This is a genomic window from Candidatus Thiodictyon syntrophicum, assembly GCF_002813775.1.
GTDB lineage: Bacteria > Pseudomonadota > Gammaproteobacteria > Chromatiales > Chromatiaceae > Thiodictyon > Thiodictyon syntrophicum.
In genome coordinates, this window is the sequence record NZ_CP020370.1 from 4,189,740 (window position 1) to 4,208,557 (window position 18,818).

Below are 18,818 nucleotides of genomic sequence, written 5' to 3' on the forward strand. Positions count from 1 at the left end.
AATCCTGTGTCAGCTAACCGCCGCGCTTCGGTGAGCGCGGGCCGCCGGGGAGTCGCGGCAGTCGGGCCAGGTCGACAGCAGGCCCCTGCGCGAACAGGATCGGCAGTCTAAGAGGCTGTCAAGGAATCTGCAAATGACCGAACTAGACCGTCATCATGGTGCGGCTGGGGGCGCTCGGGCTGACGCGCCGCCGCTGGGTCTTGATCGGCAACGGCAGCTATTCCTGCGTGCGCCTGGGCTGGGAATGCCTCAGCGCCCAGGCGAGCTTGATCTCGTGCCTGCACCTGTATGCACGCCTGTTCGCACCCCCGTCGCCGGTGCCTCCGGGACGGCGCGGCCCCAAACCGCAGAAGGGCCAAAGTCAAGATAAGGCCGGATGCCCTTCAGAATCGATGATCCAGGGACTGACTGCGGTCATGGGCCCGACAGCGATGCCCCCCGCAAGAGTTCCGCCATGGCGTCGACCGCAAGGGGTTTGCTGTACAGGTAACCCTGCATCTCATCGCAGTGCCGGTCGCGCAGGAAGGCCAATTGCTCCTGCGTCTCCACGCCCTCGGCGATGACCTTGAGGTTCAGCGCGTGGGCCAGTCCGATGATGGCGGTGACGATCTTGTCACCATCGTCGTCGGGTATATCGTGGATGAAGGACTGATCGATCTTCAGCTTGTCGATGGCAAAACGCTTGAGATAGGACAGTGACGAATAGCCGGTACCGAAGTCGTCGATGGCCAAGCTCGTGCCGATCTCTTTCAAGCCGTGCAGACTCGCGATGGTATACTCGGCATCCTGCATGATCACGCTCTCGGTCAGCTCCAGTTCCAGCCACCGTGCCGCCAGCCCACTCGCCTGCAGGGCGCTTCGCACGATTTCCGGCAGATTGCTCTGCCCGAACTGAAGCGCCGACAGATTGACCGCGACCACCACCGCCGGGAGCCCTTGCCGCTGCCATTGCGCGTTTTGCCGACAGGCCTCGTGCAGTGCCCATTCGCCGATCGCAATGATCAGGCCGGTCGCCTCCGCGAGCGGGATAAAGGTCCCCGGCGCCACCGGCCCCAGTTCCGCGCATTTCCAGCGCAGCAGGGCCTCCATGCCGATGATGCGCCCGCTCCCGATGGCCACCTGCGGTTGATAATGCAGCATAAATTCATTGAGCTTCAGGGCCCGGCGCAGCGCGTGTTCCAGCTCCCGTTCGCGTGCCATACCGCTGTTCATACTCGCCGCGAAGAACATGAAGCGGTCACGCCCGGCCTTTTTGGCGCTGTACATGGCGGCATCGGCATTCTTCAGCAGGGTTTCGTAGTCGACGCCATCACTGGGATACAGACTGATGCCGATGCTGGCAGTGACGGTCAGCAAATGCCCCGCCACCGGTATCGGATCGTCCAGCACGGCGATCAGCCGGCGTGCCGCGGCATGGACGTCAGGGGGCCCGCCGACATCGTGCAGCACGCAGACGAATTCGTCCCCACCCAGCCGCGCCAGGCAATCCACCTCACGCGCCGTCGCCCGCAGGCGTTGCGCCACGGTCTCCAGGACCAGGTCGCCCGCGGCGTGGCCCAGCGAATCGTTGACCACCTTGAAGCGGTCCAGGTCGATGAACAGCAGGGCCAACTGCTTCTTATTCCGCGCGGCCAGCGCGATCAGGTAGTCCACCTGCTGTTCGAGCAGGCGGCGATTGGCCAACCGGGTCAGGTGATCGTAATGGGCCAGGAACTCGATTTGCTGCGTCGCCGCCTTGGCCTCCGAGATGTCGGAAAAGATGGCGATATAGTTGAGTACCTGACCCTGGGTGTCGCGTACCACGGTGATCGACAGCCATTCCGGGTAGATCTCGCCGGTCTTGCGGCGATTCCAGATCTCGCCTTGCCAGTGTCCGGTGCCCAGCAGACGGTCCCACATCTGCTGATAAAACGCCGGCTCATGCCGACCGGACTTCAGTAGCCTCGGGTTCTGGCCGATCGCCTCGTCCTGACTGTAACCGGTGAGCTTGGAGAAGGCGCGATTGACGGACAGGATGCTATTGTCTTGATCGGTGATGACGATCGCCTCGCCGCTGCTCTCGAACACGCGCGCGGCCAACCGCAAGGAGTGCTCCGCACGACGCTGTTCGGAAATATCACGCATCACCGCCCAGGTCTCGGTCGCCCGTCCGTCGGCGTCGCGGCGCAGGATCAGTTGGGCGATGACCGGGACCGCGTGCCCGTCGCGATGCCGCAGTTCCACTTCACATTCAGATGTGAAGCCGCGGACGAGCAACTCGTCGCGGATCAGTCGATTGATGGGATCGAGCCACTCCGGCACCAACAGATCACTGAACCGAAAAGACTGCACCTCGTCCTGGCGGGCATAGCCGAGCAGGTCGGTGAAGGCCGTGTTGCAGTCCACGATGTGCCCGTCCGTCATCAGCACGCTGGGTCGTTGCGCGGCACCGTCGGCCGCGGCGACCGAGATGGCGATATGGGAGAGTTGGAATAACAGACGGTAACGCTCATCCACCTCGCGCAGCGCCGCCTCCGCGCGGATCAGGCGCGCACACTTGTCCAGCGCCGCGGCGAGGATATCCAGATTGAGCGGCTTGGTAACGTACTTGTCCACCCCGATGTCGATCGCCTTCTTGAAGTAGCTGGTCTCCTCGAAAGCGGTGGTAATGATGATCGGGGTCGCCGGGTTCACGGCACGGATGCGCTCGGCCATCTCCAGACCATTCATCACCGGCATGCGGATGTCGGTGATCACGAGATCCGGCTGGTATTGGGTAAAGGCATCCAGTCCCGCCTGACCATTCGCCGCAAGATGCACCATCGCCACGCGCCGACGCAAGAACACGGCCAGTTCCTCGCGGATCTCGTCCTCGTCTTCGACATACAGGACCGACAGGGTCCGCAGATGGGCTTGATCGTCTTGGTCGCGATGACTGTTCATCACTGCTCCGGCGGCGCCAGCGGCGTCGCTATGGTGAATTCCGCCCCGGTCTCCCGATTGCACGCGCAGAGCCGCCCGCCCATCCCCTTTTCGATGATCATCCTGGACATGTACAGGCCGATCCCCGTACCATCCGGTTTGGTGGAAAAATAGGGTTCGAACAGCCGCTCTCGCGCCGCTTCGGCAATCCCGCCGCCATTATCGCTGATCCTGACCCGCGCCCGATCGTCGGCGCGGTCCACCCGCACGAGGATCTGCCCGCCGTCCGGGTGGTGGGCAAGGATCGCGTCCTTGGCATTGCTGAGCAGGTTCAGGATCACCTGTGAATATTCGTTCAGGCGGCCCCTGGTGCGCGCCTCCTCGCAGAAGTCCGTCACGACCGCGATGCCGTGCGTCTTGAGGCTCGCCTCCATCAGGGTCAGGGCGGCGCCGACGGCTTGGCTCAGGTCGAAGGTCTCGGGTGGCTTGTCGGGACGGAAGAAGTCGCGGAAATCGCTGATGGTGGTCGACATCTTGTCGATCAGGCGGTGGGCGTCGGCGATCTTTCGCGCCAGGTATTGCGGCGTCAACTCCTGATGGCGCTCGGCATCCTGGAGGTTGCCCAGCACCAGGGCCAGGGCGCTCAAGGGTTGGCGCCACTGATGGGCGATGTTGCCGAGCATCTCGCCCATCGCCGCGAGGCGCGCCTGATGGATAAGCAGATGTTCCTGTTCACGCACCCGCGCCAGTTGCTCGTTCAGCGCCTGGGTCCGGGTTTCCACCAGGACTTCGAGACGATCGCGATAGCTCGCCAGCTCGTCCTCGGCCACCTTGCGCGCGGTGATATCCTGGAAGACGCCGGTGAGCGCGACGATTCGCTCGTGCTCCCGCACCGCCCGGCCGATGGTATGTATCCAACGGCGATTACCCTTGGCGGTGACGAACTCCACCTCCAGGTCGAATGGCTCGCCCAGGTTGACGGCACGCTCGACGGCTTGCATGACGATCGGCGCCGCGCTTGGCGGATAGAACCCGATGGCATTGTCCAGGTTCGGCTCAAAGGTCGTGTCGAGTTCATGGACCAAGTACACCGCCTCCGTCCAGACCTGTTTACCCGTGGCGAGGTCGAGCTGCCAGCCGCCGATCCTGGCCATCCGCCCCATCTCGTTGAGCAATGCCTCGCTTTTCTTGAGCGAGTCGACGGCGCGCTGTCGCTCGGTGATATCGAAGAAGGTCACCACGATCTGCTGGAGCTGCCCCTGGTCGTCGTGGACTGGATGTGCCTCACATTGCACCCGGTCGGGGCGTCGCGGTCGGACCTGAGTATCCCCAGGATCAGGTTCTGCAGCGGCGCGCCGGACGCGGCGACGCGCTCGACCGGGAACTCCACCTGCGGCATCGGGGTACCGTCTTCCCGGATGAACCGCCAGGCCGGATCGACGGCCGCAATGCCTCGCAACTGCTGCGCGCCGAGCCCCAGGAGTTGCGACGCCATGGGATTGGCGAAGCGGATCCGGGTGTCAGGTGCGTGCACCACCACCCCGGCGTGCAGGTTGTCCATCAGGCCCCGGTAATTGCGCTCGCTGTCGCGCAGGGCCGCCTGGGTCTCCAGGCGCTCAATGGCATCGGCCGCGGTATCGGCGACGGTGCGCAGCAGTTCGACCGCCCAGGCGGCATCCGGCCGACGGCGCGTATCCGCCAGCGCCAGGGTCCCCAGCACCCGGGTCCTGATCGTCATCGGCGCACATACGAAGGTGACGACGCCGAGCGCCCGCAGGGCCGCGAACGCATATTCGGGCCGCGCGTCGGCGGCGGTCTCGACCAGCGCCTCGCCGCTGGTGGCGACCTGGCCGGACAGGGTCTCCCCGATGGGGACGCGCAGACGGCCGTCGGCGGCGGCGGGGATGCCCACGGCGCCGGCAAAGGTCATGTCGCCACGCACCGCGTCATAGGTCTCCACGGCGACCATCGGGTAGCCGAGCCGGGTCGACAGGAGCGCGGGGAGTGCCTGGCGGAACCCATCGGCCGAATCCGACAAGACCGCCAAGCGTGCCACGGCACTCACCGTGTCGCGCGCCAGGGTGCCGCGCACCCGCTCGGTGATGTCGGTCATGGCCCCTTGGTAGACGACGATGATCCCGTCGGTGTCCCGCACGGCGTTCACGTCGGCGGAGATCCAGACGGGCAGTCCGTCCCGCCGCTTGGCCTCGCTCTCGAAGCCCGCGACCTGCCCGCGCTCGGCCAGCAGTCCGGCGAGGACCTCCCGCTCCCGGGGATGCGCATAGAGTTGGGTGGCGATGTCGGAGACATCCGCAATCAGCTCGTGCGCAGTCTCGTAGCCGAGGATGCGGGCGAAGGCCGCATTGACATCCAGGTAGCGCCCCTGGGGAGTCGACCGATAGAGGCCCACCGGGGATGACTCGAACAGGTCCCGGTACCGGCGTTCCGCCTCGCGCAGCATCCCCTCGGCGGCCCTGCGCTCGGAGATATCCCGGGTGACCCCGAGCACCGTGACCTCCCCGTCCGCGTTCCAGAGATAGCGGGAGTCGACCTCGGTCCAGACGGTCGACCCGTCGCGCCGAAGCTGCTCGATTTCGTCGCGGTAGGCATGGGCTCCGGGCTCCCCGCGCCGGAACCGTTGGGTACGCTCCGCGACCCGCGGCTGCAGGGCGTCCCAGGATTGCGCCGTCATGACGTCCTCGACCCGCTGCTCCATGACCTGCGCAACGCTAAAGCCCCGCAGCCGCTCCACCGATGGGCTCACGTAGAGCCACTTGCCCGTATCCTGATTCAAGTGCCAGAGTACATCGGTGGTGTTGTCCGCCAGCAGGCGCGCGCTCGCTTTTGAGACAAAGGTTAGGCTCTTGTTCATTTGCCGGAAAAAACCACGAGCCTGGCCCAGTATCCTCTTATCCTTGGCCCCTTATCCTTCTTTACTTGGGGATAATTATCACGACTATCATTGCGGGTGCGGCGGCAGCGGCAGGGCCGAGGGCCGCAGCAACTAATCCTAATGTGAGCCACAGAACCACATAGGCGGGGGTACAAGGTTGAAATAACAGAGCGAAGTACGTGAATACAAGTGCGACGACAAGGATAATCACGGACAACGGAACAAGGATCGCTGCAAGGACGCCGGAAATAAGGTGACTCCAGTTTGCTGTAAAAATCCCACTAAACAACGCAACAACAGCCAGAATAGCTACAACAATTGGTACCAAAACACCCATCGCAAATACTGAAAAAATAAAGAAAACATTTCGGAAAGCATGAGTTCCATCGGTCTGCTCAACGCGGATTGGCCCAAAGTCGCTTATTCCTGGCAAATTCCAGGTGATGACTTCTTTATAGAAGTCCCAAAGCGGAAATCCATCCGTATCTTCAAGTATAGATGACAGCCCTCCAGAAACGTAGACATGACTGCCGCCGAGTACAATCAAATACACTAAGAGCGCAAATGCGCTCAGGACTAACGCGATGGCTGCGGTTGTAGCTAAGAGTCTGATAAATCCGTGGCTGCGCAAGCTGGTCTCCTTAGAAGACCCAGAGATCTTCCGCTTCATTCCGCAGGTTGTTTAGTCCGAGCCTAACGTGGAGCCCAAGGCGACGCGCGCCACCCACGAACCCTGCAAACCAATTCAAACCCCGATGGCGCGCGCTCGCTCTTTGGGCGTTCGTTAGGCAACTTTGTTCGTCGGGGCTGCGCGAATTAAGTAAACTGTCACAGGAATCCCAATATATTCTTCATGGTCGAGCGGAACTCGCCATTTATCTTTCATACAACACTCGTTTCCATTCAGGGTTGTTAGATAAATTGAGGCGAAGAACTCTGGCTGTTTGGCCATCCTTTATTCTGGAAGCGCTGGGCAGTTCTGCATGCTTATAGATCCACTCATTGTCCTGGTAAGAAAAATAAAGTATTACGTCTCCGATACACCGCTCCTCTTCGTCGTATTCAGGACTACCAGCGCATGATGAGAAACGTCTTACTTTGAGGGCATCAAGAGGTTTCTGAAAGCCATAATGTTCATATTCCTTAAGAATATCAGTAGAACTGAAAGAATGAAGCACCCTATATTTTCTTACAGGGTTTTCAATATCTCCATATTGCGCATTTGACCAAGCCCTTAGTCTTAATAAAATACTCCCTATATATGGACTTACCAATGAGTTTGATTTAATGACATCGAAAGATACTCCAGCACTCTTAAATTGTAGCAGATAGTTTATTTTACCTGAAGGTGAGTACGAGGCACTGGTTCAGTTTGGTTCTTCCTTATCCTTATGTTTTTGTAGTATTTTTATAACCTGGGCTGTCGAACTCTAAGGACCTCATCCCACGAGAGTCCCTGCTGGAGAATCCCCAGAGCCACCGCAGGAACCTGTTTTGTCGTGAAGTGGCTGCGAATAAAGTTATGGACAATCCACAACATATCCAATGTTCTTTGCAAACCAGAAATGCTCTTCGCGTACGTATTCGTTCGGCGGCGATAAGCGGCACTGGTTCAGTTTAATTTCTGTTTACAAGACATTGAAATATATGTAATATATCTAGTTCGGCGCGGGTTTCCGTCACTTTTTGAATAAGTGAGAACTTCTTGAACGGACAATGGACATGCCCTCATTGCAATTCACAGAATTGTCGGCATCACAAGACGTATCAAACCGGTCATAACGGTACGCGTTTGCTGTGGCGATGTCAAAGTTGCAATAGGCTCTTTTCCGAGACCAAAGCCACCCTTATCGAGGGGCTCAGGAAACCGACCAGCTTCATCATTCAAGTGCTCAAAACGCGCACTGAGGGGATCGGCTTGAACGCCGCCTGCCGGGCCTTCGCGATTGCGAAGAATACGTTGCTCCTATGGGAGCGTCGCCTGGCCGATTGCAAGGATGTGCTGGTCATATATGCCCTGACGCACACCTTTATTGAGCAACTGATCGAAGGTGATGAGCTTTATACGAAAGTGAATAGGAATGTCCCCCCGGAGGATTGTGAAGGCTGGACGATCGTACTGATGGAAAGGGCAAGTCGATTTATCTGGGCGCTTCAGTGCGGGAAAAAGGATCGCAGCCTATTTTCATATGCCATACAAATACTTAGAGATGTCATCCTGCGTACTGGCGATGTCACTCTAGTCACCGACGGGGAACGTCGGTATGGCAATCTCCTGTTTGAAATTTGCCACGAAGTATTGCGAACCGGAAAACGCGGCCGCCCACCGAAAGTGCTTCGTCGCGGTGTGAAGGTGCGCCTTAAGAATAAAGGGAAAGGAACTGATAGAACGGGGCACTCGCGTCCCAAATACGAAACCCCTCATCCGGAGCATCCAGAAACCGATCAAGATGTGACGCCAGCCGATATTCATGCTAATCATTTGGAAGCATCGAACGCTTCATTTCGGCGAAAGAATTCTGCTTATCGCCGCCGAACGAATACGTACGCGAAGAGCATTTCTGGTTTGCAAAGAACATTGGATATGTTGTGGATTGTCCATAACTTTATTCGCAGCCACTTCACGACAAAACAGGTTCCTGCGGTGGCTCTGGGGATTCTCCAGCAGGGACTCTCGTGGGATGAGGTCCTTAGAGTTCGACAGCCCAGGTTATAAAAATACTACAAAAACATAAGGATAAGGAAGAACCAAACTGAACCAGTGCCGCATGGTCACCGCAAACGCGCCGTCAGTTCTCATTGCGCAAGTGACGGATAAACTCCGATCCGCACCAGTCACCCTTCTGGATCAAGGCGATGGGGCTGCTCCTCTGGGGAGTAGACACCCGGCCCCTGGTTCTTACGAACCCCAGAAAATCGTCGGTGCCCTCCCCGGGTCCAAGTGGGCCGCGCAGGCCGGGGTGGGGGCGGGCCGGGTGCGCGGACCCCAAAAAGTCCGGCGCATCCGGCCCGCCCCCACCCCGGCCCAACCGCGGGTTCACAGAACTGTGGCTCGGCACCCGACAGGCGCCGTCCAACCTCTTCGTGGCTCGCGGGCAGGGGCGTTTCGGTCACAGGCAGTCCTCCGTGGCGTTGGCGGGGAGGCGTCGGTGTCCAATCAGATCTGGCGGCTTATGGCCAACCCCGTGTCCTGGATCGCCGACGACTCCCTACGCATAAGTTTAGCCAAAGGCGCGACTGACCGCGAAGTCGGTGCCGTCGCGCAGGATGTAATAGCAGGCTCGCGCCAGCTTGTGCGCGACCGTCTTGATCGCGACGACGCCGTTGGTCTTGGCCCGCTTGCGCTGGTAGTAGCGCTTGACCGTGGCGTTGTAGCGCACCGCGAAGTTGGCCGCTTCCAGATAGGCCCATGCGAGGTACTTGTTGCCGCTCTTGGTATTGCCGTGACCCTTGCGCTTGCCGTTGGACAGGTGTTCGCTGCCGACGCAGCGGCAGTAGGAAGCGTAGTGGCCAACTTGGCTGAAGCGCGCCACCGGCCCGGTTTCCAGCATGATGGTCAACCCCAGCACGGTGCCGATCCCGTTGACAGTGAGCAGGTGCCGGTAGGCTAGACGCAGTTTGACCTGCGCCAGCGCCTCGCGCTCCAGCAGATCGATGGCCACGTCTTGAGCCCGCATCACCAGCAGGTTGCTCTGCACCGCCAGGGCTTGGTTGGGGTCAGGCAGCAAGCCACTCACCGCCTCCGGCGTGAGGCGCCTGACCTCATTGGCGCTCAGTGATTTGCCACGATTGCGCGCAAACAGGTTCTGCACCGCCAGCAGGTTCGCCGTATGCTGTTGCACCAGGCGCATGCGTCGCCGCAGCAGGTCGCGGACCGCGCGATCTTCCTTGGGATAGATGTAGCCCTCGGGCAACAGTCCCAGGCGCAGCAACTTCGCCAGCCAGCGGGCGTCCGAATCGTCGTCGCTGTACTTGAGCCCACTGTACTGCACGATGGCGGCCGTGTTGGCCAGGTGGACCCGGTAGCCGGCTTCCATCAGGGCATCGACAAGCCAGTACCAGTTGTAGGTGGACTCCACCACCAGGCCTACGATGGCCTCACGGTAGGGCGCCAGGGCCGCCAAAACGCCCGCCGCCTCGTTGGCCAGGCGGGCGCGCAGCACCACCCGGTCTTCTTCGTCCAACAGGGCCACGACGTTGTTGTTTGAGTGCAGGTCGATTCCGCCGTAAAGTTTCATGGTCGACTCCTCCTGTCCGGTCTTCAGTTCGGGTTGATCCCTACCTAAACTGTAGGCCAACGGGCGGGGTCGGCTAGATGATCATCAGGTCTTGCAATCATGCATTCTCAGCCCCTTAAGGCGCATGCTTGATTGCAAGACCTGACCCCATAACCTGACCCCGTAACCCCATGATCGAGTTCCTTTTCAATCGCAATGTAGTTTGGATCCGTACGAATTGCATATGTCATTGCCTAGCCTTCCTCTCATGATTGGTTGGTACTTATCCGACTTGTTTGGCGCTAAGCTATAGCCTAACGTACCTACAAGCTGCGGAGGCGCGCTAACTCTCTTTCCAACTCAACTTCAATTGTCAAATTTCGGATGAGAAATCCATTTCCTGGACCGCCTGTTGTTGGTCGCATACGGACTAAGGCGGTAGAAGGAAATCTCCCTGTTGCGAGCATTTCCAAAAATTTGTTCGGACTCACCCCCTCAAGCTCGGCGCTTTTCCCGGACATGGAAACATCAAAACACTTCTCTAGGATATTTTTCTTCTTTACCAGGCTGGGATAGATCTTCTTTGGAGGTGAATCATTATTCCATTGCCACGCTCCCAGCAGGAATCCGTTTGGAGAGATAAAACTACTCATTTATTGCCTCAAACCATGCTCTCTATGACTGTGTAGCCTCCGCCGTAGGAACGCCGGTTACCCGGCGCCCCCGGCGCAATCCCGGACGTGCAGTTTTCCCGCATCCGGTTCCTCGGTTGTACTCACATTCGCGCGGACCTTCACAGTTACCCGTTACAAGGCCCAGTTGTTATTGCCCTACAGTGAGGTTGGCTCGTGTGCTCCGATCCTGCATGTCCGGCACGAGTTTCCTTTGTGGGCTGCGTACTTCCGTCGGGTCCTTCGCAATGTGGCTGGCTTTCCCAACCTCCGACTACTATGCCCGATAAGACACCTCGTCAGCATACGGCTGTAGCCAGCCTGCCTGGATGCTCCATGTACGATGACTCCACCCGTGCCCACGCCGTTTCCGGGCTCATCACCCTCCCGTGTCCCAACACTGACGGCTTCATCATCTTATTTCATCCAGGAGCCTACGGGGCTTCCCGAGTTCTCGAACGTCTCTCTTCTTAGGTTAGGCATTTATTTGCCCGCTGCGAAGTATGCGCGACAATGTTCGCAACGCCTCATTAACCGCCCTCGCGTCTGGAAATACTTCAGCTACATCAGCGTCTAGAAGTATTGTAGTAACAGTTCCTTCAAACGCCTTTGCATATTTCCCGCGAACTCCGCCTTTCATATTTTCAAAATCATATTCTTCGCGCATTTCTTCGGGGTCTTTAATTTCTCGCTTGATTCTCATAGAATGAACGCTCTCTTTTTGTGGCTTTCCGGGCGCTGATTATCCGAACGACCTCGCGACGGAAGGTATGAGCGACGACTAAAATTCGACCTAATGCTGACTGGCCGATTATAAGAAAACGATTCTCGTCGGTTGAATGATCAGAATCAGGGTAAGTAACAGACAGAGTATCGCTAAATACGGTAACCGCGTCACTAAATGTGACCTTGTGGTCCTTTTCGTTGCTGGCGGCTTTCTGTATGTTCCACTCAAAATTCATGTGTGGGTCCGGTTCTCTTTTTTCTTCGCCTGATGCGTCCCTGGTACCTGCGCCGGGTCGAGGCGTTCCTGAAGGCCCTAAGCCGACAGTCCCCTGTCGCGGCTGACGGTCGCGCCGGTCACGGGCTAACTGCAAGTGCTGTCAAGCCAATCGTAACCCGCCAACGGGCAGTTTCGTCAACTGGTTTTCGTTTTCCAATCGCTGTTATGTGATGTCGATCACGTTTCAGGCGGAAAAAGGGGTCGCTAAGAAAGGGCTCAACGACAGCGCCGCTGCGGGCGAAGGCCGGGTCGTACTGAAAGGCGGCATAGTCGCGCCCTGCCTCCAGCGACACGGCCCCGATGGTCCGTCCCCACAGCAGCACCCGCGCGATCACTCGGGTTCACCCCAGGTCCAGGTCCCGGGCCTATCGGCCGCGCCCCGCGTGCCCGCGGCCCGCTTGCCCGAGGCCCGTTGGCGCTGTCGCCCTTGAAGCTTCATCTGCGCCAGCGGACTGGGTACCGGCTCCGGGACCAGCAGGTCCAGCCGTTCGGTCAGGCCCAGTGCCCGACACACCCGCACGAAGCCCGACGACTGGGTCGCCACCTCGCCGGATTCGAGTCGTTCCAAGGTGCGCTTGGAGACCCCGGCCTGGCCCGCCAGGGCGGCCTGGGTCAGGTTGCGCTCCAACCGGGTCGCCGCCAGGCGGGCGCCCAACTCCCGCAAGATGGCAGTGTCCGTCAACTGTGCTGTGATGTTCATAAAACGCCTTTTATGGCGATTTATCACCCCTGACGCGAGTTTTTCGCCGGATATGACGAGTTTACCCCACCTTGCCGAACGCGGCGAGTTGCCGCGAAGACTTGCAGTTTGTGCAGCTTAGACCCAGTCCGTTCTGAACGGCGTCGGCCTGCCGCAGGCATCCCGGTTCCGCCGGGTCGGCTTGATCGTCGGTGGTAGTCAGTTATGGACAAAGGCAAAGGCGTGCCGTGAGTGCTTCCCCGGCGCCGGAATCCCGACATTGGGGGCGGGAAAAACAAAGGGGACCCTCATGATTCGGCCCGCGAGTGCTTGACTTGCAGGTACAACCCGAAGTGTCGGAGGTGTCCCCATGAGTAAGGGTAGATATCGTACGGTGGAGGTCAAGAGGGTGAACTGGGAGGCATGGGCCAGCCAGGCGGCCGGCGAGGTCGTGGTCTTTGCCGTGGACGTGGCGAAGGAGGACTTCGTGGGCCGCGTGGACCTGCGCGACGGAGCGCACTTGGGACGCGTGAAGTGGCGCCATCCCGAGCAGAGCGCAGAGTTGCTCGCCGGGATCGGGCGCTTGGCGGCGGTGGCGCCGGTTGAGGCTGTCATGGAGTCCAGCGGCACCTACGGCGACGCGTTGCGCTGGCAGTTGCGGAGGCTGGGCGTGACGGTGTACCAGGTGAGCGCCAAGCGGGTGCACGATGAGGCGGAGGTCTACGACGGCGTACCGAGTTCGCACGACGCCAAGGCCACCGACATCATCGCCGAGTTGCATGGCAACGGGCACACCCAGGTCTGGGTGGAGAACGACGCGCAGCGGCGTGGGCTCAACGCTCAATTGCAGATGCTGTACCAGTGCAAGGGGCTCTACCAACAGCAACTCAACCGCTTGGAGGCGTTGTTGGCGCGGCACTGGCCGGAGGCAATGGCGCTGCTGGGGCTCGACAGCGCGACGCTGCATCGTTTGATCGCCGACTTCGGCGGACCCGCCCAGGTGCACGAGTTGGAGCGTCAGGCCCGTGCGCTGATGTGTAAGACCGGACGCGGCGGGTTGCGCGCGGAGAAGATCGAGGCGGTGTTACAGAGCGCTGCCACCACGCTGGGGCTGCCGTGTGTGCTCGAAGAGCGCCAACTGCTGCGGTGGGAGGCCAAACGCTTGATCGCCACGGGCGAGGAACTGCGCCGCATTGAGCGACTGGTCGAACAGGCGGTGGGTAGGGTGTTCAATCTGACCTAAAAAGGCGCCGAAAAGTCGATGCAAGAAGCGTGTTGCCTGGAAGGCCCGGCGGTCGGTTCTGTGCTTGGGGGAGTACGATGACGCGTGCGACACTTTCTCATGCCAAGCCGTTGACAAACGACGAACGCTTGATCAGTCTACTGGCGCGGTGATCTGACCGCCTTGCCGGAGCACGCACGACGTGATGAATGCATTCAAGAGCCCAGCGAGCCGTCTGGCCAACCTGTTCCAGCGATCACGTGATGCCTGGAAGGCGAAAGCGTTGGAGCGGCAGCAGCGCCTGCGGGCCGCGGAGGTCAAGATTCGGGATCTGGAGCACAGCCGCGCGCAGTGGAAGGCGCGTGCGCTAAAGGCGGAGCGTGCGCGAACGGGAGCCGAAGAGGCCGCGGCGCCGGCGGATGACGAACCAGCGGATGAGCCACCACACCTTGCGCTGTCCCCGCCGGTCGGCCATCACTATTCGGTCATGGTCATGCAGTTAACCATGCGGCTGTATCTGCACGCGGGGCTCGGCAGCCGCGGGGTGGCGCGGGTATTGAATCTGTTCGGCGCGTCACTCCCGGTGGCGGCGCCAGCCCACACCACCGTGCTCAACTGGGTCTATCGCTGCGGTCTCGCGATTCTCAATCGCCAACCGCAATGGCGCACGGATTGGATCTACGTCGCCGACCATACGATCGCCTTGGGGGCGTCCAAGTGCCTCGTCATCCTGGGTATTCCGGTGAGTGCACTGGCCCAGAGCGGTTACAGCCCGTGTCACGGCGCCATGCAGGTGCTGGCCGTGGAGATCACAACACACAGCACGGGAGCGTGGGTCGCACAAGTGCTCAGGCGCGTTGCGCAACGCACCGGTCCACCAGTCCAGATCGTTGCCGACCACGGCAGCGACCTGCACAAGGGCATCGCCTTGTTTCAGGAGCACGCCACTGCCTGCGTCTATACTTATGATATATCGCATCTTATTGCGACGCGGCTCAAGGCCGAGATGGGCCGAGATGCGCGCTGGGAGTCCTTGCTGGCGCACTGTCGCCGCGCGTGGTCGTCCTTGCAGCAGACCGATCTCGCCTTCTTGCTGCCGCCTCGGCAGCGCATCAAGGCGCGTTTTATGAATCTGGATGTCCATGTGCGGTGGGCACAACGCGTCCTCGCCTACCATGATCGCGGCGACTTCAGCGCGATCCGCGCGCAATACATCCTGAAGTGGCCGGCATGGGAGCACCTGTGCGCGCGGTTCGGCGCCGCCCGGGCGCACCCATTGCGGGCCATCGTCGGCATTCGCTATCCCGACCGGGCGGCTTTTTGCCAGGCACTGCAGACACACTCAGACCTCGAGAGTGATACGCTCGACGATGTGTTCTGGCAGCAAGCGGACGCCGGGTACAGCCGCTTCCTTGACGGCTTTGCCTGGCTACTGTCCTACCGGGATGACCTGGTGGATTACGCGCAAATGATGGCGCAATCCAAGCTGATTCAGTCGCATCTCAAATCCACGGGTCTTCAGCAGGGCTCCCAAGAATCACTCCAGGCCACGCTGCCACCGCCGTCAACGCTCACCCCACGGGCGGCGGCCTTTACCCAACAGACTCTCGCGAAGGTCGCATTGGAATCCGCCAAGATCCCGACTGATAGTGTCTGGCTGGCCTCCTCCGATATCATCGAATCGGTCTTCGGGAAATACAAATGCTTCACCACCAGGGGGCCGCTCAAGGAGATCGGTAAGCTGGTGCTTGCGATTCCTGCCTTCATCGCCGACCTGGCGACTCCGTTGATTCAGGAGGCGATGGAATCGGTGCGTACTATTGATGTCGAGCAGTGGGCGACAACGCACCTCGGTGCGTCGATGCTGGCCCGGCGTCGGCGTGCTCTCATTGATTTTGTGTCAAACACGAAAACTGCATGAATTTAATTTGCGATATAGGTGAGATATTGAACACCCTAGGCGGTGGGTGAGGACGCGCTGCTCAAGGTCATGGCCCCGGTGGTCGGACAGGTCACCAGCGCCGTGTTGGTCGCCGCCGTCGGCAGTCCGTTGAGCTACCCCGATACGGCGAGCTACTGCAAGGCGTTTGGACTCAACCTCAAAGAGCGCAGCAGCGGCAAGCACAAGGGTAAGCTCAAGATCACCAAGCGCGGCCCGTCGGTGGCGCGTTTCTACCTCTACTTCGCCGCGTTACGCCTGATCGGCCACGAGCCGAGCGTCGCGCGCTGGTTCGCGGCCAAGACCGAGCGCCCCGGCGCGATGGCCGGTAAACAGGTGGTCGAACTCATGCGCAAGCTTGCCAGAGCCCTCTGGCACCACGCCCACGGCCGCACCTTCCAGGCCGAGAAACTGTTTAACTTAAGTGCGGTCGCCGGCGCCTGAGGGTACCTGCGACCACCGCTGCGGAGCGTGCCGTGATGATTTGATCATGCAGCGAAAACGGGCCATGACGATGGTTCCCCGGCGTCGACCTCCAACCCATCCTCGGGCTGCTTGCAGGTCCCATCGTAGTCATGAGGCGACGCCCGGGACGGCCCATGGGCTGGCATACCCAATGAAACTGATCTGATGCTGCACACGGCCCCAGTGGCCCTTTGCGGACATCCCATGCGAGAGGTTTGGCCGACCCCATGGCGGACCGTCCGCGAGCACCGCCCTGGCCCGCGATGATTGCCGCGCGAGTGCCAAAGGCGCTTTGCGATAGCGGGAGTCTATCGGAATCGGCCGAAGGTTTTCGCGCGGACCTAAGGTGCTGAAAGACCAATTTTTTTATGCTTGAATAGCCTATGAGAGGATGGGCAAAGCGCAGCGTGCCCATCCTCCAGACCTTGACGCGCCCCCGGATGGGCACGCCCGATCGACGCCGCGACAGGTCCGGACCTTCGCGCGCGGGGACGGCAACGAGGCTAGCGACGCGCCTCACGGAACATGCCGATCTCGACCATCTTGGGGAAGAGGACCTGTTCCTCGCCATCCAGGCGGTGCGCGACCAGGTCGAAGACTTTGTCGGTGTCGACCAGAAATTGATCGGTGACGTTGATGTCGCAGTTCTGGAGCCAGCGCGCGCGATAATCAGCGAAGATCTTGCGCATGGGCATCTCCCCGATGATGAAGCCCCAGGCAATGGAGTTGACCCTGGGGTCCTCATGAATCAGCAGGCTGGGGTACAGGTCGTGATCCTCCTGCGCCAGATGCCGGTCGACCCGCTCGCCCAGGTCACACAGCAGTTCGTACGCGGTCCTGGCGTTGGGGCGGATACTCAGTTGCTCCATGGTGAGGAGCTCGCGCAGGTCATCGATCATCCGGCGCAGGTCCGAGTGGATACCGCGGTACTCTCCCAAGGTTTGCATGAATTGTCCCCCTTCATTGTGAATGTGTCGGCAACGGCGGCAGCGATCACGTCGTTGCAGAAATGGCGATCGCGTGTCATGGATGTCCCCCTCGTCCCGCTCTTCGCCCTGTCTGCCGCGCTGCACCAACACTCAAGGATCCTACCCCTTGGGTCGGGTCCCGGCGTCCGGGAAAATACCTAGTACCCGGTTCCACCTTATGTTACGTACCGACCCCAACGGGGTCGAACATACCAGCCCAGGGCAACGCCCTGGGATAGCGTGGTTTATCCGGCCCAGCCCTGAAAGGGCGTGACATAATGGTGGGGCTCCTTATGTCACGCCCTTTCAGGGCTGGGGGGATCCTTATATCTCATACCCAGGGCGTTGCCCTGGGCTGGTATGTCACGCCCCTTCGGGGCTTGAGCGGCGCAAGATTAGGCGAAATAGGGTACTAAACCGCGTCCAGAGCGGAACGTGTAGTTTTTGTGCTAAGGTTGAGCCCCGCACCAGGAATTTCGTCAGGCGGTGAGGCCACCTACAAAGCCAGGCGTTAAGTGTATGCTGAAATTGGATCTCGCCAAGTGGAATCAAACCCCTGAGGACCTGCGGGTTGAAGCGTTGATGGCGGCCCATGCGCGCACCCGTGAACGGTTCCTGGCCTTGTACGAACTGACCCAGCAGGGACATGGCATCACGGCAGTTGCGCGGGGCACGACGCACCATGCGCAAACGCTGATGCGTTGGGTGCACTGGTATAACGACGCCGGTCCCGAAGGGCTGGTCTTTCAACACACGGGTGGTCTCACCCCCTTTTTTTGCCAGGTGAAAGAGCAGGCGCTTGACGCGCTGCTCCGGGCGGGGCTCGCCGCCGCCGCCGCGCCCACGGTGGACAAGGACCTGGAGACCGGGCGACTGGCACCAAGCCGCGCGCTTGATCAACACACGGCGCCGCCGCGCTGGACCCTCAAGCGACTGGTGACGTGGATCGGGACGCAGTTTGGGCATCAAATCAGTCGGGAAACGCTCCGCCAGGCGCTCAAACGCCTCGGATTTTCCTGGAAAAAGGCCAAGGCGCTGCTCAACCGTGCCACGACCGCCGCGCGCGAGGCTTTCGTCGTGCAACTGCAAGCGCTGTTGGCACGCACCCTGAAGGACGAACCGCCGTTAATCGTCTATGTGGATGAAGCCCACATCCATCAAGAAGCCGATCTGGGGTATGGCTGGGCGCCGGTCGGGGAGCGTCTGTGGGTCGGCTCCCACACCCCTGGCCTGTCGGCCAAGGTGAGCTTCTACGGCCTGTATTTCTACAACCACGGCCAGGTGGCGATCTGGGATTTCCCCCGCGGCAACACCGATCACACGCTGACGGTCTTGCACCGGCTGCGTGAATGCGAGCCGACCCGCGAGATCGTCCTGAGCTGGGATGGGGCGTCTTATCACCGCGCTGGCGCCGTGGTGGCGCTGGCCGCGGAACTGGCCATCACGCTGCTGCCGCTACCCAGTTATAGCCCTGATTTCATGCCGGTCGAAGCCCTGTGGCGCTGGTTGCGCGAGGATGTCACCTATCATCACTGTCACGCCACCGCCGAGGAACTGATCACGCGCGTGCGCGACTTTGCGAAGACGATCAACCTCGAGCCGTTTGCGATCGCCGACCGGCTTTGGACCCGAACGAGCCTCGATCCGGAAGAGGAAAAACTACGCATCCCATGCTAGGCGGGGTTTAGGGGCGCGAAGAAATCTCACGCCAAGACGCTGCGGCCGCAGAGAAGAAGATTCTCTGCGCCTCTGCGGCTCTGCGTGAGTAAGATGCACCGACACGCAATATCCTACCGATTGGGTCGGGTCCCGACGTCCGTGGAAATACCTAGCGCGGGCCTCTGGCTAAAACTGCAACGC

General features: G+C 60.4%; 15 protein-coding genes and 1 pseudogene. 5 read left to right on the top strand and 11 right to left on the bottom strand.

The genetic code is table 11. The features are described from left to right. Positions 1 to 414 precede the first annotated feature (414 nt). The 5 genes and pseudogenes from THSYN_RS17545 to THSYN_RS34040 all read right to left on the bottom strand — a co-directional run bounded on the left by THSYN_RS17545 (position 415) and on the right by THSYN_RS34040 (position 7,352). Positions 415 to 2,922: an EAL domain-containing protein gene (locus THSYN_RS17545; RefSeq protein ID WP_100920271.1), complete on the bottom strand. Its 2,508-nt coding sequence runs from the start codon at positions 2,920 to 2,922 to the stop codon at positions 415 to 417. Continuing rightward, complete coding sequence (locus THSYN_RS17550; RefSeq protein WP_236848959.1) at positions 2,922 to 4,331, bottom strand: sensor histidine kinase; 1,410 nt, start codon at positions 4,329 to 4,331, stop codon at positions 2,922 to 2,924. The genes THSYN_RS17545 and THSYN_RS17550 overlap by 1 nt, the downstream gene beginning before the upstream one ends. 77 nt (positions 4,332 to 4,408) lie before the next feature. Further along, positions 4,409 to 5,773: pseudogene (locus tag THSYN_RS17555) on the bottom strand (PAS domain S-box protein); the annotation flags it as partial. 61 nt (positions 5,774 to 5,834) lie between these two features. Continuing rightward, the gene (locus THSYN_RS34035) at positions 5,835 to 6,425 is read right to left on the bottom strand and encodes a hypothetical protein (RefSeq protein ID WP_157817752.1); all 591 of its coding nucleotides are present in this window, start codon (positions 6,423 to 6,425) and stop codon (positions 5,835 to 5,837) included. A 777-nt stretch (positions 6,426 to 7,202) separates the two neighbouring features. Then, the gene (locus THSYN_RS34040; protein WP_157817753.1) at positions 7,203 to 7,352 is read right to left on the bottom strand and encodes a hypothetical protein; all 150 of its coding nucleotides are present in this window, start codon (positions 7,350 to 7,352) and stop codon (positions 7,203 to 7,205) included. A 147-nt stretch (positions 7,353 to 7,499) separates the two neighbouring features. On the opposite strand from THSYN_RS34040, the gene THSYN_RS17560 reads away from it, so the two are divergent. Beyond that, a complete protein-coding gene (locus THSYN_RS17560; protein ID WP_100917404.1) occupies positions 7,500 to 8,510 on the top strand; it encodes an IS1 family transposase in 1,011 nt (336 codons plus the stop codon). Positions 8,511 to 9,015: 505 nt separating this feature from the next. Here THSYN_RS17560 and THSYN_RS17565 read toward each other — a convergent pair. The 5 genes from THSYN_RS17565 to THSYN_RS17585 form a co-directional block, all read right to left on the bottom strand. Further along, positions 9,016 to 10,032 carry an IS110 family RNA-guided transposase gene (locus tag THSYN_RS17565; protein WP_100920274.1) on the bottom strand — a complete coding sequence of 339 codons (1,017 nt, stop codon included), beginning with the start codon at positions 10,030 to 10,032 and terminating at the stop codon, positions 9,016 to 9,018. Between the two features lie 302 nt (positions 10,033 to 10,334). Continuing rightward, entirely contained in the window at positions 10,335 to 10,664 is a 330-nt protein-coding gene (locus THSYN_RS34045) for a hypothetical protein (RefSeq protein ID WP_157817754.1), read from the bottom strand. Between the two features lie 493 nt (positions 10,665 to 11,157). Continuing rightward, complete coding sequence (locus THSYN_RS17570) at positions 11,158 to 11,385, bottom strand: hypothetical protein (protein ID WP_236848597.1); 228 nt, start codon at positions 11,383 to 11,385, stop codon at positions 11,158 to 11,160. Next, positions 11,363 to 11,644 carry a BrnT family toxin gene (locus THSYN_RS17575; protein WP_100920276.1) on the bottom strand — a complete coding sequence of 94 codons (282 nt, stop codon included), beginning with the start codon at positions 11,642 to 11,644 and terminating at the stop codon, positions 11,363 to 11,365. Before THSYN_RS17575 ends, THSYN_RS17570 begins: the two co-directional genes overlap by 23 nt. 372 nt (positions 11,645 to 12,016) lie before the next feature. Next, on the bottom strand, positions 12,017 to 12,385 hold the full coding sequence (locus THSYN_RS17585; RefSeq protein ID WP_100920278.1) for a helix-turn-helix domain-containing protein: 369 nt from the start codon (positions 12,383 to 12,385) through the stop codon (positions 12,017 to 12,019). A gap of 349 nt (positions 12,386 to 12,734) precedes the next feature. On the opposite strand from THSYN_RS17585, the gene THSYN_RS17590 reads away from it, so the two are divergent. From THSYN_RS17590 to THSYN_RS17600, 3 genes are all read left to right on the top strand, one after another. After that, complete coding sequence (locus THSYN_RS17590) at positions 12,735 to 13,607, top strand: IS110 family transposase (protein ID WP_157817755.1); 873 nt, start codon at positions 12,735 to 12,737, stop codon at positions 13,605 to 13,607. Between the two features lie 184 nt (positions 13,608 to 13,791). Continuing rightward, the gene (locus THSYN_RS17595) at positions 13,792 to 15,507 is read left to right on the top strand and encodes a hypothetical protein (RefSeq protein ID WP_100918731.1); all 1,716 of its coding nucleotides are present in this window, start codon (positions 13,792 to 13,794) and stop codon (positions 15,505 to 15,507) included. A 42-nt stretch (positions 15,508 to 15,549) separates the two neighbouring features. After that, positions 15,550 to 15,969, top strand: a complete 420-nt coding sequence (locus tag THSYN_RS17600; RefSeq protein ID WP_100920280.1) for a transposase — start codon at positions 15,550 to 15,552, stop codon at positions 15,967 to 15,969. Positions 15,970 to 16,493: 524 nt separating this feature from the next. On the opposite strand, the gene THSYN_RS17605 is transcribed toward THSYN_RS17600, so the two are convergent. Then, positions 16,494 to 16,937 (bottom strand): hemerythrin domain-containing protein, encoded by a 444-nt coding sequence (locus tag THSYN_RS17605; protein WP_100920281.1) that lies wholly within the window; start codon positions 16,935 to 16,937, stop codon positions 16,494 to 16,496. Positions 16,938 to 17,477: 540 nt separating this feature from the next. On the opposite strand from THSYN_RS17605, the gene THSYN_RS17610 reads away from it, so the two are divergent. Beyond that, positions 17,478 to 18,635, top strand: a complete 1,158-nt coding sequence (locus tag THSYN_RS17610) for an IS630 family transposase (RefSeq protein ID WP_100918548.1) — start codon at positions 17,478 to 17,480, stop codon at positions 18,633 to 18,635. Positions 18,636 to 18,818 lie beyond the last annotated feature (183 nt).

Excerpts from the sequence above, each read along its gene's own strand:
- THSYN_RS17590 (WP_157817755.1), top strand. The coding sequence starts at position 12,735 with ATGAGTAAGGGTAGATATCGTACGGTGGAGGTCAAGAGGGTGAACTGG.
- THSYN_RS17575 (WP_100920276.1), bottom strand. The coding sequence starts at position 11,644 with ATGAATTTTGAGTGGAACATACAGAAAGCCGCCAGCAACGAAAAGGAC.
- THSYN_RS17595 (WP_100918731.1), top strand. The coding sequence starts at position 13,792 with ATGAATGCATTCAAGAGCCCAGCGAGCCGTCTGGCCAACCTGTTCCAG.
- THSYN_RS17605 (WP_100920281.1), bottom strand. The coding sequence starts at position 16,937 with ATGCAAACCTTGGGAGAGTACCGCGGTATCCACTCGGACCTGCGCCGG.
- THSYN_RS17585 (WP_100920278.1), bottom strand. The coding sequence starts at position 12,385 with ATGAACATCACAGCACAGTTGACGGACACTGCCATCTTGCGGGAGTTG.
- THSYN_RS17570 (WP_236848597.1), bottom strand. The coding sequence starts at position 11,385 with ATGAGAATCAAGCGAGAAATTAAAGACCCCGAAGAAATGCGCGAAGAA.
- THSYN_RS34045 (WP_157817754.1), bottom strand. The coding sequence starts at position 10,664 with ATGAGTAGTTTTATCTCTCCAAACGGATTCCTGCTGGGAGCGTGGCAA.
- THSYN_RS17565 (WP_100920274.1), bottom strand. The coding sequence starts at position 10,032 with ATGAAACTTTACGGCGGAATCGACCTGCACTCAAACAACAACGTCGTG.
- THSYN_RS17610 (WP_100918548.1), top strand. The coding sequence starts at position 17,478 with ATGCTGAAATTGGATCTCGCCAAGTGGAATCAAACCCCTGAGGACCTG.
- THSYN_RS17545 (WP_100920271.1), bottom strand. The coding sequence starts at position 2,922 with ATGAACAGTCATCGCGACCAAGACGATCAAGCCCATCTGCGGACCCTG.